This is a genomic window from Vibrio sp. EA2 (assembly GCF_033042495.1).
GTDB lineage: Bacteria > Pseudomonadota > Gammaproteobacteria > Enterobacterales > Vibrionaceae > Vibrio.
Map to the genome: position 1 here is coordinate 57,412 of NZ_JAWLID010000012.1, position 26,252 is coordinate 83,663.

The 26,252-nt window shown below is 38.9% G+C and carries 27 protein-coding genes and 2 pseudogenes; 15 read left to right on the plus strand and 14 right to left on the minus strand.

Going from position 1 to position 26,252, the window contains the following annotated elements; genetic code table 11:
- Positions 1-70: 70 nt before the first annotated feature.
- The gene (locus RXX31_RS19655; protein ID WP_317591393.1) at positions 71-673 is read right to left on the minus strand and encodes an NAD(P)H-dependent oxidoreductase; all 603 of its coding nucleotides are present in this window, start codon (positions 671-673) and stop codon (positions 71-73) included.
- Between the two features lie 20 nt (positions 674-693).
- A complete protein-coding gene (locus tag RXX31_RS19660) occupies positions 694-1,584 on the minus strand; it encodes a haloalkane dehalogenase (RefSeq protein WP_317591394.1) in 891 nt (296 codons plus the stop codon).
- A 135-nt stretch (positions 1,585-1,719) separates the two neighbouring features.
- Here RXX31_RS19660 and RXX31_RS19665 point away from each other — a divergent pair, with 135 nt between their 5' ends.
- Positions 1,720-2,283, plus strand: a complete 564-nt coding sequence (locus RXX31_RS19665) for a TetR/AcrR family transcriptional regulator (RefSeq protein WP_317591395.1) — start codon at positions 1,720-1,722, stop codon at positions 2,281-2,283.
- Between the two features lie 291 nt (positions 2,284-2,574).
- On the opposite strand, the gene RXX31_RS19670 is transcribed toward RXX31_RS19665, so the two are convergent.
- The 3 genes from RXX31_RS19670 to RXX31_RS19680 all read right to left on the minus strand — a co-directional run bounded on the left by RXX31_RS19670 (position 2,575) and on the right by RXX31_RS19680 (position 5,777).
- The gene (locus RXX31_RS19670; protein WP_317591396.1) at positions 2,575-3,516 is read right to left on the minus strand and encodes a zinc-binding dehydrogenase; all 942 of its coding nucleotides are present in this window, start codon (positions 3,514-3,516) and stop codon (positions 2,575-2,577) included.
- A gap of 66 nt (positions 3,517-3,582) precedes the next feature.
- Positions 3,583-4,671 carry an alkene reductase gene (locus tag RXX31_RS19675; RefSeq protein WP_317591397.1) on the minus strand — a complete coding sequence of 363 codons (1,089 nt, stop codon included), beginning with the start codon at positions 4,669-4,671 and terminating at the stop codon, positions 3,583-3,585.
- 8 nt (positions 4,672-4,679) lie between these two features.
- Positions 4,680-5,777 carry an alkene reductase gene (locus RXX31_RS19680; protein ID WP_317591398.1) on the minus strand — a complete coding sequence of 366 codons (1,098 nt, stop codon included), beginning with the start codon at positions 5,775-5,777 and terminating at the stop codon, positions 4,680-4,682.
- Between the two features lie 279 nt (positions 5,778-6,056).
- Between RXX31_RS19680 and RXX31_RS19685 the strand changes: the two genes are divergently transcribed.
- The 6 genes from RXX31_RS19685 (at position 6,057) to RXX31_RS19710 (ending at position 10,822) form a co-directional block, all read left to right on the plus strand.
- On the plus strand, positions 6,057-6,752 hold the full coding sequence (locus RXX31_RS19685; RefSeq protein WP_140263927.1) for an IclR family transcriptional regulator: 696 nt from the start codon (positions 6,057-6,059) through the stop codon (positions 6,750-6,752).
- A gap of 103 nt (positions 6,753-6,855) precedes the next feature.
- Entirely contained in the window at positions 6,856-7,005 is a 150-nt protein-coding gene (locus RXX31_RS19690) for a heme-binding protein (protein ID WP_317591399.1), read from the plus strand.
- A gap of 1 nt (position 7,006) precedes the next feature.
- Positions 7,007-7,246, plus strand: coding sequence for a GlcG/HbpS family heme-binding protein (locus tag RXX31_RS19695; protein WP_317591400.1), 240 nt, complete (start codon positions 7,007-7,009; stop codon positions 7,244-7,246).
- Between the two features lie 9 nt (positions 7,247-7,255).
- Complete coding sequence (locus RXX31_RS19700) at positions 7,256-8,008, plus strand: SDR family oxidoreductase (protein ID WP_317591402.1); 753 nt, start codon at positions 7,256-7,258, stop codon at positions 8,006-8,008.
- 482 nt (positions 8,009-8,490) lie between these two features.
- A complete protein-coding gene (locus RXX31_RS19705; protein WP_317591403.1) occupies positions 8,491-9,405 on the plus strand; it encodes a patatin family protein in 915 nt (304 codons plus the stop codon).
- Positions 9,406-9,520: 115 nt separating this feature from the next.
- Positions 9,521-10,822, plus strand: a complete 1,302-nt coding sequence (locus RXX31_RS19710; RefSeq protein ID WP_317591405.1) for an MATE family efflux transporter — start codon at positions 9,521-9,523, stop codon at positions 10,820-10,822.
- 232 nt (positions 10,823-11,054) lie between these two features.
- On the opposite strand, the gene RXX31_RS24855 is transcribed toward RXX31_RS19710, so the two are convergent.
- From RXX31_RS24855 to dkgB, 5 genes are all read right to left on the minus strand, one after another.
- Positions 11,055-11,321: an EAL domain-containing protein gene (locus tag RXX31_RS24855; protein ID WP_411197994.1), complete on the minus strand. Its 267-nt coding sequence runs from the start codon at positions 11,319-11,321 to the stop codon at positions 11,055-11,057.
- Between the two features lie 16 nt (positions 11,322-11,337).
- Positions 11,338-11,661 (minus strand): EAL domain-containing protein, encoded by a 324-nt coding sequence (locus tag RXX31_RS24860; protein WP_411197992.1) that lies wholly within the window; start codon positions 11,659-11,661, stop codon positions 11,338-11,340.
- Positions 11,640-12,320 (minus strand): hypothetical protein, encoded by a 681-nt coding sequence (locus RXX31_RS19715; protein WP_317591406.1) that lies wholly within the window; start codon positions 12,318-12,320, stop codon positions 11,640-11,642. Before RXX31_RS19715 ends, RXX31_RS24860 begins: the two co-directional genes overlap by 22 nt.
- Positions 12,321-12,395: 75 nt before the next feature.
- Entirely contained in the window at positions 12,396-12,728 is a 333-nt protein-coding gene (locus RXX31_RS19720; protein WP_317591408.1) for a MoaF-related domain-containing protein, read from the minus strand.
- A 1-nt stretch (position 12,729) separates the two neighbouring features.
- On the minus strand, positions 12,730-13,530 hold the full coding sequence (gene dkgB / locus RXX31_RS19725) for a 2,5-didehydrogluconate reductase DkgB (RefSeq protein WP_317591409.1): 801 nt from the start codon (positions 13,528-13,530) through the stop codon (positions 12,730-12,732).
- 118 nt (positions 13,531-13,648) lie between these two features.
- On the opposite strand from dkgB, the gene RXX31_RS19730 reads away from it, so the two are divergent.
- Together RXX31_RS19730 and RXX31_RS19735 are read left to right on the plus strand one after the other, a co-directional pair.
- A complete protein-coding gene (locus tag RXX31_RS19730) occupies positions 13,649-14,554 on the plus strand; it encodes a LysR family transcriptional regulator (protein ID WP_274056083.1) in 906 nt (301 codons plus the stop codon).
- A gap of 132 nt (positions 14,555-14,686) precedes the next feature.
- Positions 14,687-15,592, plus strand: a complete 906-nt coding sequence (locus RXX31_RS19735) for a TIGR03571 family LLM class oxidoreductase (protein WP_317591411.1) — start codon at positions 14,687-14,689, stop codon at positions 15,590-15,592.
- A gap of 293 nt (positions 15,593-15,885) precedes the next feature.
- Here the strand turns inward: RXX31_RS19735 and RXX31_RS19740 are convergent, their stop codons facing one another.
- On the minus strand, positions 15,886-16,770 hold the full coding sequence (locus RXX31_RS19740) for a LysR family transcriptional regulator (RefSeq protein ID WP_317591412.1): 885 nt from the start codon (positions 16,768-16,770) through the stop codon (positions 15,886-15,888).
- 155 nt (positions 16,771-16,925) lie between these two features.
- Here RXX31_RS19740 and RXX31_RS19745 point away from each other — a divergent pair, with 155 nt between their 5' ends.
- The 5 genes from RXX31_RS19745 to RXX31_RS19765 all read left to right on the plus strand — a co-directional run bounded on the left by RXX31_RS19745 (position 16,926) and on the right by RXX31_RS19765 (position 24,031).
- Positions 16,926-18,110: an MFS transporter gene (locus RXX31_RS19745; RefSeq protein WP_317591413.1), complete on the plus strand. Its 1,185-nt coding sequence runs from the start codon at positions 16,926-16,928 to the stop codon at positions 18,108-18,110.
- A gap of 694 nt (positions 18,111-18,804) precedes the next feature.
- Entirely contained in the window at positions 18,805-19,497 is a 693-nt protein-coding gene (locus RXX31_RS19750) for an SDR family oxidoreductase (RefSeq protein ID WP_317591415.1), read from the plus strand.
- Positions 19,498-19,965: 468 nt separating this feature from the next.
- Positions 19,966-21,117: a methionine adenosyltransferase gene (gene metK / locus RXX31_RS19755; protein WP_317591417.1), complete on the plus strand. Its 1,152-nt coding sequence runs from the start codon at positions 19,966-19,968 to the stop codon at positions 21,115-21,117.
- A gap of 304 nt (positions 21,118-21,421) precedes the next feature.
- Positions 21,422-22,564 carry a cyclopropane fatty acyl phospholipid synthase gene (gene cfa / locus RXX31_RS19760; protein WP_317591418.1) on the plus strand — a complete coding sequence of 381 codons (1,143 nt, stop codon included), beginning with the start codon at positions 21,422-21,424 and terminating at the stop codon, positions 22,562-22,564.
- Positions 22,565-22,930: 366 nt separating this feature from the next.
- Positions 22,931-24,031: an alkene reductase gene (locus RXX31_RS19765; RefSeq protein ID WP_317591420.1), complete on the plus strand. Its 1,101-nt coding sequence runs from the start codon at positions 22,931-22,933 to the stop codon at positions 24,029-24,031.
- A 401-nt stretch (positions 24,032-24,432) separates the two neighbouring features.
- Here RXX31_RS19765 and RXX31_RS19770 read toward each other — a convergent pair.
- Positions 24,433-24,590: pseudogene (locus RXX31_RS19770) on the minus strand (transposase domain-containing protein); the annotation flags it as partial.
- Positions 24,591-24,612: 22 nt separating this feature from the next.
- Here RXX31_RS19770 and RXX31_RS19775 point away from each other — a divergent pair.
- A pseudogene (locus tag RXX31_RS19775) lies at positions 24,613-24,816 on the plus strand (transposase domain-containing protein); the annotation flags it as partial.
- A gap of 323 nt (positions 24,817-25,139) precedes the next feature.
- Here RXX31_RS19775 and RXX31_RS19780 read toward each other — a convergent pair.
- Together RXX31_RS19780 and RXX31_RS19785 are read right to left on the minus strand one after the other, a co-directional pair.
- Positions 25,140-25,442, minus strand: coding sequence for a DUF1330 domain-containing protein (locus RXX31_RS19780; RefSeq protein ID WP_317591421.1), 303 nt, complete (start codon positions 25,440-25,442; stop codon positions 25,140-25,142).
- A gap of 38 nt (positions 25,443-25,480) precedes the next feature.
- On the minus strand, positions 25,481-26,230 hold the full coding sequence (locus RXX31_RS19785) for a nitroreductase family protein (RefSeq protein WP_317591423.1): 750 nt from the start codon (positions 26,228-26,230) through the stop codon (positions 25,481-25,483).
- Between the last annotated feature and the right edge of the window lie 22 nt (positions 26,231-26,252).

The window sequence follows — 26,252 nt, forward strand, 5'->3', positions numbered from 1 at the left end:
AAATACGCTACCAAACAAAACCATCAAAACTACCCAGCCTAGAACTACCATACTACCTGGCCACTTCCACTTATGCCAAACCTAATTCTTCGTATACCTCGTTGAGCTCCGCGCTCATACTGTCATACAAGTATTGACGAGAGTTTGAGCGTTTAGGGTCATCAATTTTGGCAACCAACTGCTTACCAAATGCTTCAATCACTTCTTCAGATTCAGCATCTGCATTGAACATATATTCAGGCTGTAGGTAATTCATCTGGGTTAGATTTGCTGTTAATTGGAACGGACGCAGCAGATCTGGCACAGTAGTAAATATATCAAAGCCAGTGTAGAACTTTTCTCGCCCACCAACCGATACTACTAACTGCATGTCTTTACCTTTTAATTTATCGCCCTCTGGGCCGTAAGCAAAATTGTAAGTCAGGACATCGTCTAACCATTTTTTTAATAGCGGCGGCATTGAGTACCAGTAAAACGGGAATTGCAGAATAATACGATCATGCGCTTCAAGTAGTGCTTGTTCTTTCTCTACATCAATTTGGAAGTTTGGGTATTCACTATAGAGATCACGGCTGGTGGTCACTTTACCAGACTCATCAAGCTGTGATTTCCAAGTTTTGTTGTTACGTGAACCTTCAAGGTTTGGGTGAAATACAAGGTTTAAAATTTTCATTGTCAGTACCTATTTACATCTTAAAGTTTAAAGTAAGCTAGCGCAGCTTTTGCAATTTCATCGCCAAACTCTTGTACAAAATGACCACCCTCTTCAATTGGCATTGGCTCTGGGCAACCTTTAATTACGGTTTGCATCCAACCCATTACAGCAGGGCCAAGCATTTTATCTTTCATACCAACAGCCATGAAGGTTTCACCTTCCCATTCATCCCAGAAAGACATCGCTTCAGATGAGATCTCTATACATGCTTGATCTGGGTTTGCTACCATTTTCGGCATCTTACGAACGCCAGCTTGGTACTTACCATCTGGGAATGGCGCTGCATAAGCTTGTGCTTCTTGTTCATCCAGTGTTGGGGCGTATTTCTTCATGAAGGTATCAAGTGCCAGCTCTTCTGGTTTTAAAATGTCATCTTTCCACTCTAGGAAGGCTTCTTGTTTTGCTGGCTCTAATAACAAGGCGGTATTCATGATCAGTAGGCGCTTAAACCGTGACTTCATCGCTTGAGGAAGCGTCAAGCCAAGCAGACCGCCCCAATCTTGTACTACTAGAGTAATGTTTTGCAGGTCTAGGTGCTCAATCAATGCTAGAAGATAGTTGCGGTGAAAGGTGAATGAGTGTGTATCTTCCGAAACTGGCTTATCCGATTTACCAAAACCAAGTAGATCAGGAGCGATAACACGAGCGCCAGTGTCAGCAAACACTGGGATCATTTTACGGTATAGATAGCTCCACGTTGGCTCACCGTGCAGTAGCAGAAACGTTTCGTCTGAATCAGCGTCGCCTTCATCTAGGTAGTGACTACGAATGCCCTCATAGCCTTTTAGTCCTTCAACATAGTTTGGCTTAAAAGAATAATCTTTTAAGTTTTCGAATCGAGATTCTGGTGTGCGCAGTACTTGTGTCATCGTTATATCCTCAGTTATCTCTTAGGTCATCCGACCTAGTTATTGCAAAATTAGGTCAACCTACCTAAAATGTCAATATTATTTTTGAGGAGGACTACAAAGAGTAGTTATTCCTTATGAAACAGGTGGTATTAAATGACTAAAAAGAACGCCAAGATTGAAAAGATTTTAGATATTTCAATCAAGCTATTACGACAAGAGGGAGACTTTGGGGTGAGTATGCGTAAGGTTGCGGCACAGGCAGAGATGTCATTAAGCAATGTGCAGTATTACTTCAAAACCAAAGATGAATTGCTCAAAGCGATGGCAGACCGCTACTTTCAGCAATGTTTAGATGAATTGGCAAAGCAGCCAGAGTTGAGCGATGCAAGTGAGTTAAAACATTTCATCTCAGCTCAGCTATCGCATGTTTATCAGATTTCAGATATGTGCCGTATCTTCCGTGAATATTGGGCTATTTCGACACGAAATGAAGCAATTGACGCTTACCTTTTAACTTATTATCGAACAATGGCATCATCTTTAAACAAGATTTTCAAGCCACTTGCGAAAGACGATGTCAGTATCGAGAGAGCAGTATCGGTGTTTATTCCCTTTGTTGAGGGCTATTCCATCACCGCAAGAGCATTGCCAGTCGAGTTAGATAGCATCACCGAGTCAGTAAGTACGGTGATGCTGAAACAACTTACAGGTCAATGATTGCGCAGTGGAAATATCAGTTAGATGACATACCTTGCCTTGATTAGAGAAATCACGTGCAGCTTTCCCTCTTTGGTTACATCATTATTTTATTCCGTTTGGCGATCGCGTTGATGCACGCTCATGCCAAAACGCGCCGAATGAAACGATTCTGGAAAAATTATTTAGAGCATGCTTTTGAAAATGTCCTAGAAGGAAGATTTACTTATCATCCGTTATTAGCACAACTGCCCATAACAAAGTGTAGGGAGTCAGGTATAAGACTCCCTATAATAGTGTGAATAGCGTGCTCTAACTCAAGGTAATGACAGTCTTCAATTTTGTATATTCACTGTGTTTCAAGGCTTCTGGCATCAGCCCAAACTTAAATAAAGTAGGAACACTTATTTCAACATTACCATTAGCAATTCGTTCAAGTAATTCTTCACCGCTTTGCATCAATGCATGCCAATCTTCTTTATCACCAAAATCATGTAATGCTCCAAGGGCTATTTCATGATAGGAAATAGTGCGAGTAAATGGAGGATCAATGGGTTTAGGTATACGATCTTGAATGCAGGTAATGTGTCCATTCGCTCGTAACAGGGGCACTAAAGAGGCCGCATTTTCCCCACTGACAGCGTCAAAAATAGCAAAGTACTTCGCATCAATCAGAGATTGATCTCGATAAACTTGGCGAATACCTAGCTTAGCTGCACGCTCATCGCTAAGACTCGCCGAGACAACATCAACATCATAGCCAGCGTTAACAAGGAACTGGGAAAGCAAAATATTTACCGCGCCAAAACCAACGACAAGCACTTCTCTTTGTCGGGTGGACGGAATTTTTTCAAACGCTTGCCACGCAGTAAGCATCGGACAAGGCAGTGCCGCGGCTAGTTCAAACGAAAGGCTCTCAGGCAGCATCATCACGCGCTCAGCATCCAAAACTGTATATTCAGCGAAACTACCATTGCGATTTAGTGAGCCATGATACGCCACTCGACGTCCAATTAGACCTGTATCAACTTTAGTTCCTACTTGTACAATATGACCTGCTCCATCAACACCAGGAACATGACCATTCGGCCAATTTAAAGGATTTGTTTTGATAAATTTCCAATCGACAGGGTTAATGCCAATCGTTTTGTTTTGCACTAAGATTTCGTGGTCACCTAAAGCGGGCATCTCATCTTTACCTAAAACAAGGCTGTGTGTCTCAGTTTGATATTGCCAAATTGGATATTGTTCCATCTCATTCTCGTTCGCTTAATGAAAAGATAAGGCACCAAGGAGTGGTTAGCCTTGATGCCTAGTTTACTATGCGTGATAAGTAGGATAATCGATGTAGCCTTCGGCTCCTCCACCATATAAAGTTAGCCTTGCGTCGGCATCAAACTCTGCTAGCGGTAGGTCTTGATTAAATCTTTCAACTAAATCAGGGTTAGTTACAAAAGGTGTACCAAAAGCCACAAAATCAGCATACTGTTTATCTAGTAACTGTTGAGCAGATTGCTTGGTTAATTTTCCCGCAATCATGATAGGGTTTGGGTACACTTCGCGAACTTGCTTTCGAAATGCTTCAGGGACGTCAATATAACGAGAAATTCGCTCAGAAAAATGAACATAAGCCAATTTCATCGGGGCCATTTTATCAAGTGCTTTTAGAGTGACATCAACTATTTCAGGATCCTCAGCCGCAAAACCTTCAATCACGTGTGGAGAAACGCGCACTGCTACTTTATCGCTACCAATTTCGTTTACGACCGCTTGTAGGGTGTCCAACAGAAACCGAATACGGTTTTCTTGACTGCCACCATACTTGTCTTGACGTTGATTACTCTCTAAACGCATAAATGTATCAAACAGATAGCCGTGCGCTGCATGGACTTCTACGCCATCAAAACCCGCTTCGACAGCATTTTTAGCCGCTTGTACAAAATCAGCAATCGTACTCTCGATATCTTGAAGCGTCATTTCTCGTGGCGTTTCTGTTTCAATCATTCCAAACCCGCCCTCTAGTAGCGGGCCAAATACTTGATCAGGCACTTTTATCGCAGAAGGTGCCAAAGGCTGCTCTCCTGAAATGTTAGAATGACTACGACGCCCAACATGCCAAAGTTGGATAAAAATCTTCCCCCCTTCCTCATGGACAGCCTGAGTCACTTTCTTCCAGCCTTCGATGTGTTCTTTGGTATATATGCCTGGTGTCATAGAGTAGCCTCGACCAACGGCTGATATGGGCGCTCCTTCAGTGACAATCAAACCAGCACTGGCACGCTGACGGTAGTAAGTCGCCATCATCTCGTTTGGTACATCGCCAGGTTGAGACGTGCGTGAACGAGTCATCGGTGCCATTGCGATACGGTTGCTGGTCTCGAGTTTTTCACCATTAAATACATTAAACATACGTCCCCCTATGCTTTGTACGTTGGATAGTCGATAAGCCCTTTTTCACCACCACCAAACAACGTGTTTGGATCATGCTCCGCTAATGGGTAACCGTGCAATAAACGCTCAGGGAGGTCAGGGTTAGAAACAAAAGGTCTACCAAAACCAATCATATCAGCTAGCCCTTCATTAATAGCTTGTTCAGCTTTTTCCGCATTATAACGACCTGCGTAAATCAAAATGCCTTGGTAAGCCTCTCGTAATGCACGTTTAAAAGAGACTGGCGTGTCAGGGGCATCATCCCAATCTACTTCAGCGATATGCAGATAAACGATACCGTGCTTATTCAGTAACGCAGCGGCAGCGGTATAAGTTTCGATAGGGTTCGCATCTACGGTACCATTTAAGGTTGTCAAAGGAGCCAGACGCACCCCAACACGTTCAGCGCCAATCGAGTCCACCAATGCTGCAACTACTTCATCAAGAAAACGAAGACGATTTTCTAAACTACCACCGTACTCATCGGTACGGGTATTGGCTTCGGAGTCAATAAATTGGTTGATCAAATAACCATTCGCCGCATGTAGTTCAATACCATCAAAGCCCGCCTCAATGGCATTCAATGCCGCTTGACGATATTCTGCTATGACGTGCTGAATATCCGATTTTGTCATTGCTCTAGGCTGTACGACATCAACAAAGCCAGGTTCATCAGTTCCATTATCAACGAATACTTTCACGTTTTCCGCTTTTAACGCTGATGAAGACATCGGCAGTTCGCCACCGATGTTATCTGGGTGGGTGACTCTACCAACGTGCCAAAGCTGTGCGAAAATCGTCCCGCTCTTAGCATGCACAGCTTCGGTAACTTTACGCCAGCCTTCAATCTGCTCGGGTGTATAAATACCAGGGGTCCAAGCATAACCTTTTGCAATCGGTGAAATTTGTGTCCCTTCAGAGACAATCAAACCTGAACTTGCTCTCTGCGCGTAATAAGTCGCCATCATTTCGTTCGCGACATCGCCAGGTTGACTCGCTCGAGAGCGAGTCATCGGTGGCATAACAATTCGGTTTTTTAAGGTCAACTGACCAAGTTGAATTGGTTGAAAAAGTGATTTAGGCATAGTAATCCCCTTATTTAACTAAGGACATACTAACAGACGAACAAAACAACATTCATAGCTATAAAAACAAATAACATTTGTTAAATTCGCAATAATCCAATACTACGAAGAAAAATACAGTTCGTTTAAAATAGCCTTTTCGATGATGAATACGTGATTCGAACTGGAATATCTAGGAGATAACACCGCCCCTTAGGTTAACTGATAACCCAGAATCGGTTTCCAGCAGTTTTAATCACTCTAAACGCGGCATCGTTGTACAACATCATAGAGGACAACATGAATCGAAATGGAAAAACAATTCAATCGCTTGAACGAGGCTTTATTATTTTGGAGACACTCTCTCTGGCTGAAGCACCTTTGCCCCTGCAAGCAATTGCTAAATCGGTTGATCTACCAAAAACGACCGTACATGGACTACTTTCAACCTTAGTGAATCTGGGATATGTAGAAAGAAAAGGACAAGCCTATGTACTTGGCTTGCGCCTAAGGGAACTATCCAAACCATTAGAGCAAAAAGATGAGTCGATTCGTCATCATTTCTTTCCTCTACTACAAAGAATGGCACAGTTTTCCAATAGTACCGCTTACTTAGCTATTCAAAGTGGTACAAATGAGTATATCTACGTTGATGCAATTGAAAATGACAACTCACTTTCGATCCGTAGCCCAAGAGGACGACGTGAAAGCTTGATCGATTCAGCCATTGGCAAAATATTTGTCGCCTTTAATCCCCTTTTGAGAAAAAACCTTAGGGTTCAATGTGCATTCAGCTCATCCCTAGATAGAGAACTTGACCAGATCATTAAACAAGGGTTTGCTCTGGATTTAGGACATGCAGAGCCAGAACTGAACTGTTTGGCACTCCCCCTTTACATTAACGGTGAACTTGTCGCAGCTGCGGGTTTAAGTGGCAATGAAGAAGACCTTTCTGAAGATAAACTACGTCATTTCGCTCGCGTATTTCTCAAATAGTTCGACATTATCGAATATTACTCGTGATTAATCTCGATCTTTCTCTACCTAAAACCATCTTGCGTAAACTGATTGTCCCCTTTACTGAAACTTGGAGACGTTTATGATTTCTCTCACCTTGGCAAAACAACTGACTTCCGTAGCTATAGACCAAGCACGACAGCAAGATTTTAATATTTGTGTCAGTGTCGTAGACCATGCGGGCTTATTGGTGCATTTTGAACGAATGGACAATGCCCTAAGGTGCTATTGATGTGGCAATTAAAAAAGCCCGAACAGCAGCACTTTTTCAAACTAATAGCGCGGAATTAGGTTCGATAGCGCAGCCTGGAGGTGCAATTTATACGCTTGAATCAACAAATGGTGGTCTTATTTCCTTTGGCGGTGACGTGGTTGTTCGTGATGAAGAGGGCAAAGCAATTGGAGCAATCGGCGTTGCAGGAGCCACTGACGAAGCCGATGAAGCCATTGCGCAATTTACTGTGCAGCGATAGGAGCATCTTATGAAAACTGCAGTAATTACTGGAGCAGCATCTGGTATGGGGCTGGCAGCGGCCAAGTTGTTTCTTGAACGGGGCTGGCGCGTATTGATGGTTGATGCAAATGATCAGGAAGGTGTAAAACAACTCCAAGCTCTTAAAGAACTCGGTCATACCGAAGTCTACTTTCAACAGTGTAATATCACTCGAGCTTCGGAGGTTATGAAATTGTCGCAATTTGCTTATGCCAACTTTAAACGAATCGATAGTTTAATTAACAATGCTGGAATTTGGCGTGGTGGTGAATTGCATCAAACACATGAGAAGGATTGGGATTTATTATTTGATGTGGATGTAAAGTCCATCTTTCTAATGAGCAAATACTTTGTCCCGCACATGATTGATCAAGGAGGTGGTACAATAGTGAATACAGCTTCAGTATCTGGTTTACATGGCGATCACAACATGGCGGCTTATAACGCAGCTAAGGGAGCTGTTGTTAATTTGGTTCGAGCGATGGCTCTTGATTATGGAAAATACAACATTAGAGTGAATAATGTTTGTCCTGCTGCTTGTGCAACCCCGATGTTTCTTACTAATCCTCCTACGGTGGTTAATAAGTTTAATCAAGCGACCCCTCTAGGTAGAATCTGCACGCCAGAAGAAGTCGCTGAAGCGATGTATTTCTTAGCATCCCCAGCTTCTAGCTCATGCAATGGCATCAATCTACCAATCTCTGGCGGATTAGAGATTCATACAGGTCAACCAGAGCAATAACAACTCATCTTTTAACCTAACTAAAAAGGCACATTATAAATGTGCCTTTTTAGTAGCGGACGACTTTTAATGAAAGCTATAACAGAATATATGTAAAAATATTATGTCAATAGTACTTTCATAGAACTACTCATTCCAATATCCAATACTTCCCCATCCGCTCCAATAAAATATTAGATCCCAGAGGTTAAAAGCCCAAGAAACTAACAGCATTATGGACTTATCCCCCCTAAATAGCTGTTCCTAACTGTAGGTCACTAATCTAATTTGCAGTTAAACACGAGCAGTTGAACGCAATTGCGTTCGCCCTATAGCACAGACATATTAAACGAATCGCCATAACCCCTGAATCAATGGACTTCCAGCAGTTAATCTCTACATTTCCTTATTTTTGCAATTTCAACAATTGAGTTTTCCTCCAAACGCAGTTTCTCGGTAAGAGATTTTGCTAGAAAATATGATTATAAAAATTGAGGTTGCTTATGCAAAATTTAACTGAAAAATTTTTCCCTAATGAAAAAACGATACTAGATCAAACAGCCACTCATAAATCTGCATTGGTCGTTGAAGGTGGAGCCATGCGGGGGATATTCTCTGCTGGAGTTTTGGACCATTTTTTAGAGGTTGGACATACTAATTTTGATCTTGCGTTTGGTGTTTCAGCGGGCGCCTTAAATCTAGCATCTTGGTTAGCAGGTCAAAGAGGACGGTCTTACGAAATCATTACTAATTTCTGTCGTAGACCTGACTTCCTAAAAATTTCAAATCTGATTAAAAGAAAGAATGTATTAGATTTAGATTGGTTGTGGAATATTAGCGAAGCTCATAACCCAATAAATATGGATAATTTATTCGAAAACAAAACAAAATTTATAGCAGTAACAACTGCCATTTCATCAGGGAAGCCCATGTATGTTGAGGCAACACCAATAAACCTAAGAAAGTTACTAATTGCTACAAGTTCACTACCTATATTTATCAAAGGATTTTGTAAAATTCATAACGAATTAGTTGCAGATGGAGGGATAGCTGACTCAATTCCAGTATTAAAGGCATATGAAATGGGAGCAACAAATATCACAGTCATTTTATCCCGACATTCTGGATATAAAATGAAGTCTATAAAGATCCCCTGGATAGTTCGAGTATTGTTTCGAAAGAACAAAGCTTTGGCAAAAACGATTGTCAATCGTTACTACTCATATAATAAGGCGATCGAGTTCATAAGCAATCCACCTAAGGGGGTAAACATCACTGTAATTTCACCACCTAAAGAATTCGATGTAAATCGACTTACCATGAATACAGATAAATTAGAGAAAGGCTATATTATGGGGTTAGATGAGGCTAGAAAACACTTAAATATCACAAAGTCGTTCATAACTTGCAACTCATAAATTTTTGATGAATTTGCTATATACAATATCAAACCTAACTTTATGTCATCTCTATTTTAATATGGCAACTTCGAAATAAGTTCGCTTGCATTAGTGAAATAAGAATTTTAAATTTATGAATATCCTGACAATAACGCAAGTCATCAAGCGCACTTTACCTCTTGCTGCTGGTATTTTTTCCATTCTAATGGTTCAACTTGTTGATACCATATTTATCGGGAAACTGGGAATAAATCAACTAACAGTACACGGAATAACACAACCTTTTAATACTGTTTTAATCGGCCTTCAAGTAGGGTTAGGGATCGCAGCTACTAGTATTATATCTCAAGCCATAGGTGCAAATCGAGAATTTAAAGCACAAGCTATTTCCAGTCTAAGCATCATTTTAGGAAATATCCTTATCGTCTCTATTTGCTTCATTTTTTATTATAAAAGATCTCTACTTTTCTCTTTAATTGTAGATGACAACACCAATATTGAACAGCTTTATATTATCTATGAAGAATATCTCCCTTTTTGGTTAATCAGTTCAGTAGCCAGTTCGGCGCTATATTTTATTTCATCTATTTATCGAGCATATGGTGACACTCGAACGCCTGGTTATATAATGATGATGTCTAGCATCATAAATCTAATACTAGACCCGATTCTTATGTTCACATTTGAGCTAGGAATAAAAGGTGCTGCGATTGCCTCCTTAGCTTCCTTTATAACATGCTTTTTGTATATGCTTATAAAAACGTTACCAAAAAATAGATTCAAAAGAATTATATTAAATAAAGAATATTTTCATTACTTTCTGGAACTTAAGCGATTAACGATATCGACTACAATAAATCAGATACTGCCTGCGGTAAGTACAGTTATAACTGTAATGTTTATTTCATCTTTAGGTAATAGTGCTATTGCATTTTGGAATTTGCTTTCTAGAATTGAAATGTTCTTGTTGGTTTTGTCTCTTTCATTAACTATGTCTATACCTCCAACAATTGGGAGTTATATCGCTCAAGGATCCCGAGAAAAAGTTAAAGACATTTCCATATCATCAGCACAGATTGCATTAGTTAGTCACTTGATTTTGGCATTAATTGTCGCATTTTTCAATAATTACATACTATCATGGATTTCTGTAGATACATCATTTGAAGGTGAATTAAAATTTGCCTTGCTCATCTTACCTCTAAGTTACGGACCACTAGGTTTGTGTATGGTAGTCGTTTCTATATTAAACGCACTCGGAAAACCACGCAAAGCTTTGCAGGCGACGATAGTACGTCTTTTCTTACTGTATGTTCCTGCAATATTTCTCGGCACGTCAACTCAAAATATCTTTTATACCATAATTGCAGCAGCAAATGCGAATATACTCTCAGGTATATATGCATGGTTGTTACTAAAAAAACATATCGAATAAAAGTCAATTGATAAAAATTAAAAAACATAATACTATATGATCCAAAAACTTACTTCATAGCATCATTCATATAGTATAAAATCAATCAAAAAATATAATTCGGACTCAGTTAATACAAACAGAGTCCGAATATAAAAACCCTAGTTATTTAAATATCGAGTTCTGGAACCAGTGGTTCTATACAGTTAATATTTAAATAAGCAGTTAATATTTTTAACTATAAACTCCGGACTTAAAGGCCGACTAATAGCAAGCCTTGAAGGGTATCAATACCAGTACAAATAAGGTATTCAATTGTATCATCATGCTCAATACCTTCCGCTACCGTTTCACCCCCCTTACTTCTACTGTAACGACATAAGAGAGAAATTAGCTCAAAACAAGCCGAAAAATGTATAGCTTCGTTAACTAAATATCGAGAAAATTTAATTTGAATTAACGGTAGACGAAACAAACTAGTTATTGATGTTAAACCAGAGCCTACATCATCTAAAGATATTCAAAACCCTTGCTTTTTAATAACATTTGATCATAGTACAACTACAATCTAGTAAATGCGACTCAGTAATTTCCAATGTTATTAATCTAGGTGACAATTCGTACTCATTTAAAATAGAACCATCATTCTGTAATTGCAATACTGATACATTGATGTTTATACGTATTTCATTACGTTGCTCACAACTTAAACCAATTAAAAATTCGCAACATTTTTCTAATACTAGAACTCCGAGATTATCAATTAGACCTCTTCTTTCAGCGTCGGAAATAAACTCACTGGGAAGTATATTACCTAATACTGGATGACTCCACCTAACTAAAGCTTCATAACTGGACACCTGCTTATTTTTGAGTCAACCAACAGTTGTAAAGCAATATCAATTTCTCTATTATAAATAGCTTGTTCGATTGAGTCCTGAATCAGAAATTTACGCGTAATTTTTGATTCAGTGCTTTTGTCAAAATAAACAATTTCTTTAGATCCCAGAGAGCATTCCGCTAAATTATAAATTAAATCAATTACGTTTTCTTCATCAGTTTTAAAACTTGTAACTATAGAAAATCCAAAATTAAAACCAACCAATTTTCTAATATCTTTCTCAAGAATAGATATTATATCACTCACCCAACGTTCAATTTTATTTTTATACCTCCCTGTGTACAATCGAACTACAAAAATTTCATTATTCAAATGGTAGATATCATATGTATTTCGAGTTAAATTCCTAAGAAAATTGGTTAGTACATTCTTAAGTCCAATGAAAACCTTATCAATATTGCATCTTTTTAGTTCTAAAGTATGAGGAATAGTCAAAACTAGCAATATTTCGTTAGCGTTAATACTCTCAAAGTCTGACATCAGCCTCCGCCTATGATACTCCATCATTCTTGGAGGATGATTTATATTAACTTCCAAAACCTCGTTAACTTCACCATAATATAATTTGTAATTGTTTTGGTCAGCAGATGGCACCCATGCATCAATTTCAGATTCCATTTTCAACATTAATATAATTCAATATGATAAGCTCGCAATGCTAAAAGCAAGCGAGCTTGTATTATTTGCCTATTTTTATTTTCCGTTACGCTTACTTAAGCGACCTTCTAATCTATAAAAATCAAGATCACTAGATGTAAAGAAAGATGAAGACTTACCGCTAGTGAAGTTGTCCAGATGTACGACAGTCGCTCCATTTTCTTCCTGCCATGAAATCGCATATAACCCTTGTTTTAGGACCTTCCATTGGCAGGTTGCTTGTCCACTGGTCCCCTTTAGTTCACCACTAATAATTTCATAGCTGACAACAGAAGCGTCGGCGTTATAGGTATTAATCGCAGATAATCCCTCATACTCGACAAGATATGACCCACCTGCGAATTCTGGGATTTCATCTATATACTTCATATTAATCATTCCATTTCGGAGCAAGTCCTTCAGGGTTTACTTCACGTCCATTTCTTTCCAGTGAGTCAATTCTGAAGATGGCTTCATCTGTAAGTTTAAGGTTTAGTGCTTCAAGATTGCTAGTCAAATTATGGCGCTTGGTCGAGGAAGGAATGACAGCGTAACCTTTAGATAATGCCCATGCGAGAACCACCTGAGCCGGTGTAGCCGAAACCTCTTCTGCGATTTCGCCAATAACCGGATCTCCCAAAACTTTACCATAAGCTAGTGTCATATAAGATGTAACTTGTATATTATTTTCCTGCATAAATTTAACTAAGCTGCGATTCTGTAAATATGGGCTAAGTTCAATTTGGTTTGTAGCAATGTTTTCTTTACCTACGGCATCCATAGCTTGTTGTAGTAGGTCTATGTTAAAGTTTGATACCCCTATTTCACGAGTCAACCCTATATTCTTTGCTTCAAGCAATGACGTCATATATTCTTTTACATCATTATTGCTACCTGGCCAATGAATCAAAGTTAAATCCACATAATCAGTATTAAGCTTGTCCAAACTTTCCTTCAAACTAGGGATAAGTCGCTCAGAATTCATATTATCAACCCAGATCTTAGTTGTGATGAATAGTTCATCACGACCTAAGTTCGCTTGTGTGATAACTTCTCCTACCTCTTTCTCATTGCCGTAAATTTGAGCAGTGTCAATGACACGATAACCAACTTCTAATGCATTCTTAATAGAGTCTTTTACAACGTCTCCTTCTAGACGGAACGTTCCTACTCCAAATGATGGTACTTTCATATAACTCTCCTAAACTCATTGATATTATTCGATATATAAATTTCAAATTTACTTTACGAGTTTATAAGGTTTCCGTAAAGTTAATAATAATCAAATCTATATTGAGAAATTATCAACAATGAAAGCAACTCTAGATGAAATGAAAACCTTTGTAGCCGTCGTTGATACTGGTTCAGTTAGTGCAGCGGCTAAACTATTGTCAATGACTGTTTCGGCCGTCAGTCGCACAGTATCAAGACTAGAAAGCAAGTTGGATACAACATTGCTAAACAGGACTACTCGTAAGTTAGATGTAACGAATGAAGGAGCAATCTATCTTGATAAAGTAAGAGAGATCTTAGATGCAGTGGAACTTGCTGAAGCGCAACTTCAAAGTCAAAAATCTAATCCTTCAGGTTTACTAAGGATAAATGCTGCTACTCCATTTTTATTGCATGCATTGACTCCACATATTGCACAGTATCAATCCCGTTACCCAGATGTAGACCTTGAACTAACTTCAAGTGAAGGAAACATCGACCTCTTAGGAACGAAAACTGACATAGCTTTTCGTATAGGCGAACTACAAGACTCAACGTTACGAGCGACATTCATAGGGAATAGTCGAATTAGAATGGTCGCTAGCCCTGAATACCTCAGCAATTTCGGAACACCATCATCGGTAGAACAATTGCTTGATCACAAACTGATAGGATTTAGCCAACCTGAATCATTAAAAGAGTGGCCAATTATGGATAAGAACAACAAGTTGCTAAGAATTAACAGCAGCCTTAGGTCTGACAATGGTGAGACTATTCGATGCCTCGCACTTCAAGGAGCAGGTATCGCATGTTTATCGGACTTCATGACACACTCAGATAGAGAATGTGGCCACTTAGTGGAGGTACTTAGCGAGTATTCGCGTGAGGTAAAACAACCTATCCACGCCGTTTATTACAAAAACGCAGGAACCTCGAGAAGAATAAGTTCGTTTATTAACTTTATAAAGGGAGAACTATTGGTCAAGAATTTCAATTTTCTTTAGTGTGTAGCCTATTTATACAAAACTGTTTTGTCGTTTAGGCACTTTTTCTTACTTTGAAGATGAAATAATTTCATTGAGTGAGATCAAAATCTCACCACTAAGTGATATTAACATTTTCTGGTAGGCAATATTATGCATAAAAATCTAAATACTTCTTTTTCTATTGGAGTAGAGCTACCCTTAGATAACGATTGGACTCGAGAAGGCCAAACAAAACGTTTACTCCAACATAAACCATTTGGCGTTCCTGATATGACTGAACATAAAGAACGGATCATGCTGGCAGATGAACTTGGTTTCAAAGCAGCTTGGATTAGAGATGTTCCGATTTATGATCCAAATTTTGGTGATGCTGCTCAAGTTTTTGAAGCGTTCAGTTATCTAGGTTATCTATCAGCATGTACCAATAACATCTTATTAGGTACAGCTGCTATTGTTCTGCCGTTACGAGAGCCTTGGATTGTTAAAAAAGCAGCCGCAACAATCAATGAACTAAGCAACAATCGTTTAATTCTTGGTGTTGCTAGTGGAGATCGCCCGAGCGAGTATCCAATATTTGATGTGGATTTTAACAACCGTAGTGAAATATTTCGCAGCAGTCTGGAAACACTAAAAGATACGAATAACTCTAAACTCAAAGACGGGCTTCAGTTGCTCCCCGAGTTTAAAGACATTCCTATCTATGTAGCGGGATTAGCTCAACAAAATCCAGAGTGGATCGGCGCAAATGTAGATGGTTGGCTTGCGTACCCAGGTACACCACAAGACCATGAAAATCGCGTTAAGCTTTGGCGTAAGGTTGCAGGAGATAAACCTTATATCAGTTTCATTCACCTTGACTTAGTTGATGATCCTAATGCCCCTATCATTAGGCATCATTTTGGAGTTCAAACTGGTGTGAAAGGATTGATTACCGAGCTAGAGGCTATGAAAAATATCGGGGTGGACCATATCGGTCTACACTTCAGAAGAAATCGCCAGCCTATTGAAAATGCGTTAAAAGAAATTGCTCGCGAAGTCCTCCCTCACTTCCAATAAGCTGATTGAAACAATGTGCCAACTAAATCAATTGCGGCACATTGCATGAACAATAGGAGGTTTCAATTACCTGCTCCAAAAATCGAGTTGGTAATCCCCCCTTGGAACCTCTTGTTCAGTACTTGAAATATTTTTTCAACTCACATCCAATGCCTTACTATTTTGTGGAAAGAAGATCTCTTCAGCCAATCAAATTAGAGCATACGCAATTAATGCTTACGATTACTCTCCACAACTCGTTCGGATTAGGCCAATAATAAAAAAACTCTTTTGTCATTTTAACAAAAATTCACTCACCGTAATGTAAGTCTAGGCTGAATAAAATCTATAAATGCTGTTATTCGTTTAGATAAAGAAGATGACTTGTAGAAAACCGCATTTACCTGCTCTCTCCCTGTGCTGACAGTTTTTTCTGACTCTAGTAATGCTACGAGTCGACCCGAATCTAAGTCTTGTTTCACCATAAACCCTGAAAGGCAAGCAATCCCATTCCCTTCAAGTACTAGTTGCCTTATGGTTTCACCACTACTTGATATTAGATCTGGAGTTCCTATATCAAACCCTCTAATAGGCCATTCATTTAAAATCTTAGGTTCTGAAAAGCCAATCAAACTATGCTGTTTCAAGTCGCTCGCTGATTGGGGAAACCCTTTTCTTGACAAGTAGCTCGGAGATGCAACGATAAATAATGGGCTAGTGCCAAGCGGTTTTGCATGCAATGTAGAATCGGCTAGTTGCCCAATCCGAATCGCAACATCAGTTCTCTTTTCCAATAAGTCAACAAATCCTTCATTAGAGGTTAAATCTAGTTGTATATCTGGATAAGCCTCCTTGAATGGCTGAATTAATGGAACCAGTTGATGTAAAACAAAGGGACTAGCCGCGTCTACTCTGAGCCGTCCTTTCGGTAGCTCACCTCTTGTAATTATATCTTCCTCAGCTTCTTGAATTTGACGTATTCCTTTACGAACAGACTCGACAAACTGAAGGCCTTCCTCTGTAACTTCTACCCTTCGCGTTGTCCTATTCAGAAGCGTGATACCCAATTGAGATTCTATTTTGCTTACTGCCCTGGAAACCCTTGCCACCTGAATCCCTAGTGAGTTTGCTGCAGAAGAAAACCCACCACTATCAACGACAGTGATAAGAATCTCAAGTTCATCTGATCTAGTTAACATGCTCTATTCCCCCGAACCATTCACATCAAATGTAGCAAAAGTATTTTGTAATAAACACTATTTTTTACAATTAAATTCTAATCAATAATTACAACCACTGAAACGTTGAAACTGTTTCGGTTATTAACGTCCACTGATTAAGAGAGAGAAATATTATGCCTTTAGCATTATTAGCATTGACGCTTAGCGCCTTTGCTATCGGAACCACAGAGTTTGTTATTGTCGGGCTAATCCCTACAATGGCAACAGACTTAAATGTATCGTTACCTTCAGCGGGTCTTTTAGTTAGCCTATACGCACTTGGCGTTGCGATTGGTGCTCCCGTTTTAACTGCGCTGACAGGCAACTGGAAACGAAAATATGTATTAATGGCGGTAATGGCCCTGTTTGTACTTGGTAACCTATTAGCGTGGCAAGCACCAGGATACAACACATTGGTCACTGCTCGAATTTTAACAGGCTTAGCTCACGGCGTGTTCTTTTCTATTGGCTCCACAATCGCAACAGGTTTGGTTTCTAAAGAAAAGGCAGCTAGTGCAATTGCTATTATGTTCACAGGTCTAACTGTTGCGTTAGTTACTGGCGTACCTCTTGGTACGTGGATCGGACAAACATTTGGTTGGCAGTCAACATTTTTAATTGTTGCGATTCTCGGCCTAATTGCTCTGATTGGCAGCGCTATTTTGGTGCCAAGCAATCTTAAGCAACCACCTGCAACTAAACTATCATCACAACTGAAAGTATTGACTCAACCTCGACTTCTATTGGTTTATGCGATCACTGCATTAGGTTACGGTGGTACTTTCACTGCATTTACGTTCTTAGCCCCAATCCTTGAAGAGGTATCAGGCTTCGGATCGAATGCAATTAGTCTGATTATGCTAGTTTATGGTGTGTCTGTAGCAATCGGTAATATTTGGGGCGGAAAAATGGCCGACAAGATGGGACCGATCAAAGCGCTAACTGCAATTTTCATTGGTTTGATCGTTGTTCTTCTCGTATTTAATGTCGCAGCAACAAACCAAACTGCAGCAGTTATTACCATTTTAGTATGGGGTGCGTTTGCTTTTGGCAATGTTCCTGGCCTTCAAGTCTACGTAGTAAAACTGGCTGAAAAATACGCTCCTGATGCAGTTGATGTTGCTTCAGGCCTAAATATCGCAGCATTCAACGTTGGTATCGCACTTGGTTCATGGGGCGGAGGTCTGGTAGTTTCAAATGCTGGGCTAATGCACACACCATGGATTGGAGCAGTGGTTGTTTTTGTTGCCTTATTGCTTACACGATTCAGTGGAAGTTTGGACAAACGCAACGAAAAATACGTAGCCTCTTACAAATAAGAATCGAACAGAACATACTTAGTTCGTCACTTTAAACCCAGTCTTAGACTGGGTTTTTCATTGTTAAGAACACGAAACAAAAAATAACTAATATTCAGATTGATTCGCCAATATGCTTTTCAATTACTAAGTAGAAAAACGATGCTAATGTTATTTATCCCTAACAATTACTGGGGTAAGTGAGGGCAAATATTATGGATAAAACACCAAGACTGGACGAAGAAACCACTACCTACTCGCTTTAATAAGCAACGGGACAGATATAATCATTGTGTATAGTGGAACTTACACAAGCAATATCCAATTTATTTTAACGACTATAAAACTCAAATTACTACTGCCTACCTTGATGATGTTCAGTCAATAGTTTGAGTACATAACAGGTTCGTATGATCTGCAAGTTCTTCACTTAGAAAAATGAGCACTTGTTAACACATCCAATTTACACGTAACATCTGTAACAATAACTCATATAATATATCTAGAATAAATATCGACATTATTGCCATTACTGATAATTACTTTTGTTATAAATGCTATTTTACTACCAACTTAATATGGATAAAATACAAACATAACGAGTCACATCGTAAATTAACACAGATTGACATTTATAACTTACGAAATATTTGAATAGTAGCCAAGTTAACAGTTGCTATGACTCTAATTAAGTTATTTAAAATAGGATATATTCATGCCTACAGTATTTATTACCGGTGCCAATAGAGGTCTAGGTTTAGAGTTTGTAAACCAGTATTCAAATCTAGGATGGCAGGTTATTGCATGTTACAGAAATCGAGCAAATTCATTAGAATTAATTAGTATTGCAGAAAAAAATGACAATATAACTCTATATAGACTTGATGTAACAAAAGAAGAACAAATTAATCAATTGTCTGATTATTTTAAAGGTAAAGAAATTGATGTTTTAATTCACAATGCTGGAATAGATGGTAATCGATGTGAAAGCTTGGGAACCATGAATATGATGGAATGGATGAACGTAATGATCACGAATACTATTTCACCCGTTCTTGTTACCCAAGCTTTAGTTGAAAACCTAAAAATTGGCAAGCATAAAACTATTGTAGGAATGACTTCGATTATGGCTAGTATCGATGACAACCAATCAGGGGGCAGATATAGTTACCGAGCATCTAAAGCGGCTCTAAATCAAGTCGTTAGAACGCTATCTGTCGATTTATCTGACGACCAAATTAAAGCATTAGCTATTCATCCAGGTTGGGTTCAAACAGACATGGGGGGAGTAAATGCTAAAATAAGTCCAAATGAAAGTGTGAAGTCTATGATTGAACTAATAAATAAATGTACGGATACTGATTCTGGTTCTTTTTTACTTTATGACGGTACGAGGTTGCCTTGGTAATGTATATTTTAGGTCTGTTCGCCATCATTGTAATCTTCTTCTACATACGATCAATCCTTATGAGCATTGGTGATTTTAACATCACTTGGGAGTGGGATGAAGATGATAGAGATATTTTATAAATAATTAGCTTAAGGGACTTTATTTTTAGCAACTGATACAACTTGTAAAAATTCATTCGTTCTTGTCTTTCAGCACTTCGTAAATGTGCAGAGCACTGCAAGATAGAATTATTTTTTTAAGGTGAGATACACTATTAAATAGCATTAAACTACCAGTAATAACGATAGTAGAGTGATGGTTAGATCAACATAACTTAGACTCAAACAATAAAATTAGACACTTTATTACATTGCAAGAAAATATAAGAGACATCGCAGAGTTAGTTGAAGTAAATGCATACAAATAATTTTGCATAAACATATAACTAAGATCACCTCTAATTTAAAACTTACACGAGAAACCAATATGAACAAACACTTATTTACTTCTGAATCTGTTTCAGAAGGTCATCCTGATAAGATTGCAGACCAAGTATCGGATGCTATATTAGACGCTATTTTAGCTCAAGATCCAAAAGCTCGCGTAGCTTGTGAGACTTACATTAAGACGGGTATGGTAATGGTTGGAGGTGAAGTTTCGACCTCGGCATGGGTTGATATCGAAGACATTACTCGAGATACAATTCGCAATGTAGGTTATATACACTCAGATATGGGATTTGATGCAAATACGTGTGCGGTATTGAATACGATTGGCAAACAATCTCCAGACATAAATCAAGGAGTTGACAAAGAATCTCTACAAGAGCAAGGAGCTGGGGATCAAGGCATAATGTTCGGCTATGCGACGAATGAAACTGATGTAATGATGCCCGCACCAATAACATACGCGCATAGATTGATGGAGCGTCAGGCTGAAGTTAGAAAGAATGGTTCATTACCATGGTTACGCCCTGATGCTAAATCTCAAGTTACCTTTCAGTATGAGCATGGAAAGATCATTGGTATTGATACTGTTGTAATATCCACTCAACATAGCGATGAAATATCAACGGAATCTCTTCGTGATGCCGTTATGGATGAAATAATTAAACCCGTCTTACCTAATGAGTGGATGAATAATAAAACTAAATATTTTATAAACCCTACTGGCCGATTCGTTGTCGGGGGGCCAATGGGCGATTGTGGTTTAACAGGGCGAAAAATAATTGTTGACACATATGGTGGCTCAGCACGCCATGGCGGGGGCGCTTTTTCTGGCAAAGATCCATCAAAAGTTGATCGCTCGGCAGCTTATGCAGCTCGATATGTTGCTAAAAATATTGTCGCAGCTGGTCTAGCCGAACGCTGTGAAGTGCAACTCTCGTATGCCATTGGCGTTTCCGAGCCAACATCAATTATGGTTGAAACATTTGGAACAGAAAAGGTACCACATAAGGTCATCATCAGCGCTATCCGTCAATTCTTCGATTTACGTCCATTCGGAATCCAAATGATGTTGGACTTATTAAAACCTATCTACAAAAAGACTGCTGCATACGGTCACTTTGGCAGAGAAACTTTTTCATGGGAGAAAACTGACAAAGCCCTATCAATTAGAGAGTTTTCTAAATTATAGATTGTGGAAAACTATTCATAAAGACCTTTTTCCTAGTAATTTTTGAGAAAATAAAATCCTTAGTTTGAACTCCTAGGCAGGTATATTCTTCACAAAATAACCTGAGTTTATATTAAAACTCTTCATATGATCTTATTCAATCAAAATACTTAAACCACGATAATTAGGTATAAAACTTACTCTACGTAAAAAATATCATTGTATTTGTTTGAAATAATTTGACCATAAACCCACTTAAACGATTAGTTTAATAGTCAATTTAGTTAATAGCTTTAGTCAAAGGTATGTAATAATGGTAAAAGTTATGAGCAATCATGATTTATTTGAAGGCATTCTTTCTTCTGCAGATATAAAAATAAATGGAAACAGAAGTTGGGACCTAATTGTTAATGATAAATCTCTGTACGATAAAATTTTAACAGGCGGTTCACTGGCTTTTGGTGAAGCATACATGGATGGTTTGTGGGAATGTAAAGATATGGCTGAAATGATTTCTCGTTTACTTTCATCCGATGTGGAATCGAAGTTAGGTTCCTTGCAAAAGATTTCGTTAGGGCTAAAGGTAGGAGCTGGAAAGCTAAAGCAAGCATTTAATTTGCAGAGCATTGAGAGATCGAAAAAAGATGTAAGTTATCATTACGATATTGGTAATGACTTGTATTCTTATATGTTAGATCAGCGCATGACATATACATGTGCATACTGGAAAGACAGTGATAACCTTGATGACGCACAAGAAGCCAAACTTGACTTATTGTGTCGAAAACTGGGTTTAAAAAAAGGTATGCGTGTATTGGATATAGGTTGTGGGTGGGGTAGCTTTATGGTTTACGCTGCACAGAACTATGGTGTTATTTGCGATGGTTTGACTTTGTCCCAGGAACAGGCAAATTATGGAAAAGAATTAATTAAGAATCAAGAACTCCCTATTAATTTTATTTTAGAGGATTATAGAGAGTACGTCCCAGAATTAAAATATGACCGCATTGTATCGGTTGGTATGTTGGAACATGTAGGCCCAGATAACTACCGAGAATACTTCGAAAAAGCATACGATATGCTTGTCGATGACGGAGTATTCTTAGTTCACACTATAGGTAGTCCAACTTCATCAAACAAGACAGATCCTTGGATTGATAAATATATCTTCCCAAATGGCGTTATCCCCTCAATTGCTCAGATTGGTAGTGGTATCAATGGATTGTACAATATTGAAGATTTGCACAACATTGGGCCAGACTACGATAAAACGTTACTTTCTTGGTATAATAACTTCGACAAAAATTGGGAGTTTTTAAGCTCAAAATACGACGAGCGATTTTATCGTATGTGGCGCTACTACCTATTGAGTTGTGCAGGCGCATTCCGGAGCAGAAGTCTAAACCTGTGGCAATTTAGTTTAACTAAAATTGGAACTAAGAAGCCAGAATACGTGCGTGAACTTTGATAATCTAGATATCAAAGTTAAACATTCACCATATTAATTTTGTAAATTTTATAACCAAAAAATTATAAATGTCATAGATTTATAATGCTGTTACTTGTGGGTTTATTATATCGATTAAATCAAAAGTCATTTGTACTATATGATACTAATCATAATCACTTATTATGATAATATTAATACATTGTTTTTACCATCAATTAAATAGTATTTATTAAATGAAAAAGCAATAGATATAATTTTCTCGTTATAAATCAATTTAAATTATTTGTAACAACTCAATTACAACCTCTAAGTATCACATCATTATCGGGAACTACGCAGCACTCGGTGTGATACTTATTCCTTATATACAGAAAGAAGAAGAATATGATCTTTGATAGTTTGAAGTCTCATGGTTTTTCAACCAAAAACCGTATTGTGATGGCACCAATGACACGTTCACGCACATCGCAGCCAGGGGACGTACCAAACGACTTAATGGCTACATATTATAAACAACGAGCTGGTGCTGGTTTAATCATCAGTGAAGGAGCACCGATTTCAGCAATTGGCAGAGGTTACTCGATGACTCCTGGAATCTATACTCAAGAACATATTGAGGGCTGGAAGAAGACGACTCAAGCGGTACATAAAGCTGGAGGCAAGATCTTTATTCAACTTTGGCATGTTGGACGTCGAAGCCATGAAACTATTGCAGGTGAACAACCTGTATCTGCTTCATCCGTAAAAGAGTCTGATAAAGTGTTTGGTCCTCTCTCGGAAGGTGGTTATGGTATGATCGAGACAGGCTTACCACGTGAAATGTCAGAAGATGATATTCAAACAACTATTCGTGACTTTGTGCAAGCAGCAAAAAATGCAATGAAAGCAGGTTTCGATGGTGTAGAAATTCACGGGGCACACGGCTACCTCTTAGATCAATTCATGCGCAAAGCATCAAACTTGAGAAACGATAATTATGGTGGTAGCCAAGAAAACCGTATGCGTTTTACTCTAGAAGTAACTGAAGCCATAGTTAATGCAATAGGTGGTGATAAGACTGCTATTCGACTGTCTCCTTTTGTTACGGAAGGTTCCGAAACCCCTGACGACGAAATCGTGGAATTGACATACAAGACTCTTCTTAAGCTTGCGCCACTAAACCTAGCTTACGTTCACTTCAGCGAAAATATTTCAAACTATACAGAAGTACCTGACACTTTTAGAGAAAAAGTGCGTGAAATTTACCCTAATCCAGTGATGGTTGCTGGTAAACTCACTCCAGATTCGGCTCAAGTACTTCTTGACAAAGGCTATGTTGATTTGGTTGCATTTGGTCAACCCTTTATTACAAACCCCGACTTTGTATATCGACTTCAAAATGGATTGGAGTTAACTCCTGTCGATTATGAAGCACACTCTACCTTTTATGGTGGTGGTGCAGAAGGCTATACTGATTACCCAACAGCATTAGAGCTACCTGCATAATTTTTTTAGTTAGACCTTTCACTCAATCAAATACGTCTATCTAAAATATGTTAATCAAGTAGGAGGAGGCCTCACGGTCTCCGTCCTCTCATACCATCGCACAAGCGTGGGTCGGTTCCGAATATAATTATAGTGACTTGTACCCTTGTAATAACGAATACAGACCCAACTCTTTGAACCATTCATTCGCATAGCATGATTTGATTACGGCGTTCAGCTAGATGCCACCAACCTTTATCCGACATCGCCAACTTCCAAGCATTACTCTCTGTCACGCCTCGCTGGCGTAGCCATGTAGCCATATCGCTACGCAGTATTTCCGTTTGCGTTGCTTCAACCGTATCCTCCCCATGATCCCACGGGGCGTTTTAGTTTCAGTTTGAGAAGTTCTAGGGAAGAAGTTAGTCCATATCAGGCGCTGACTTTGCCAACTCTCTCATACATTTCACCATGTAATCGTAGGGTATTAGCCCGTTAGCTTTTGCTGTCTCGATGATGCTGTAAAGTAACGCACCGGCATAGCACCATTGGGGTTGTTGGCGAAGTGCCAATTTTTTCTGTTATGTGGACGTTCATATAACAGAAAGAATTGGATGTTCTCGACTTCAGTAGGCGGAGAAAAGGCCAGAGCAAACCTCTATAAACTGGTCATGACTTGTCGTGCTAACCACATCAATCCGTACTTCTACTTCGTACACCTGTTCAGGGAATTGCCGAAGCGCTCTTCAAATGATGATCTGACTGTTCTTATGCCATGGAATGTAGAAATTCATGTGGCTGAATAAGGTATTACGGGTTAATTAAGCGTTTACGTTCAACGCTATGATCAATGCGTTGAACCAACTTACAGGGATAGGTATGCCCAAGACTCATTGTTTTGTATAATAATTGCTCAACTTTGTGCAACTTAGCTTTCCATATAAAATCTCGGTTTTTTCTCTACGTTGAACTCTCCTCAGATTGACTAGTGCCAGCGTTTCACGCTGGCTTTTCCTCGGCAAGAATTCTAAAATTCTCATTCAACAATGCGATGAATTTCCTTATCCATTGACATCATAGACCTCCAGTACGTTTGAAAGGAGGCCTATGAATAAAACTCATAAATTATCTAACTGAGACTCGATAACAGTGAAATACTAAGATTATAAATAGCTCTGTTATCTCTAATTTCTTTTAGCGGAGCGTATTCTGGTGATGCTTGCCAGGCATTAAACGATTCTCTATTTGGCCATCGTTGAATTAGCTGTACCTCAACATCTCTTTCACCCAAAACAAAGTCAGCGTGCTTTTGCACCGCCAATGTTTCACCACCGTATTTGAGTACAGTGCTAGGAACCTGCTTTGAGTATTCTTCAAAAGAATCAAGATCTTTAATTTTGAAGTCTATATATACGTAAACCGCTTGACTCATGATTTTTCGCCTTGTTTAAGTAGTAACATTCATTTCGACTATTCGTCAGTGAACTTGAAACCTTGGTTATAAAACCCCTTTGCAACACTAGGAAAATAGATGTTGCTATAAAACATTGCGACTTCTTCGCTGTACGTTTTCATCGAGTGTAATCCTTGCGCATCCCACCAATTACGCAGTGCTTCGTTATATTGTTGAACACCTTGTTCTACTTTTTCAGAGCAATAGGTTTCATTCATTGCATAACTTTCTAGAGGTACCCTCGGCTTGACTTGGGGCAACTGGGTTTCATCCGCCACACCAAGTGTAATACCAAAAACTGGAAAAGTTTTTTTGGGGAGTTTAAGCAATTCGATCATCGCTTTAGGGTTGTTACGAATCCCGCCAATCGCAGTAGAACCATACCCGAGGCTATTTGCAGCTGTCTGAAGTGCATTTAGTGTTATTCCTGCATCCCCTGCCCCTACAATAATACCCTCGGCAGATTGTTCGATAATCTGCTTTTGACTCTCAAAGCGAGACGCAATATCTGTGCGATTAAAGTCAATAACAATAGTAATGAAGACATCTGCCGTCGCGACCTGTGGTTGTCCTCCTGCAATTTTCGCGATTTCTTCAATTGTCGCCTTATCACGTGTCACGATAAGACTGACTTGTTGAGCATTAATTGAACTCGGTGCTTGTTGGCCCGATTTCAGAATAAGCTCTAAATCTGAATCGTTTACTTTTTCACCCGAAAATGAACGAACCGAAGTTCGATTCAGCAGTTGCTGGATTACAGTATTCATTTTGAACCTCTTCAACTATAAC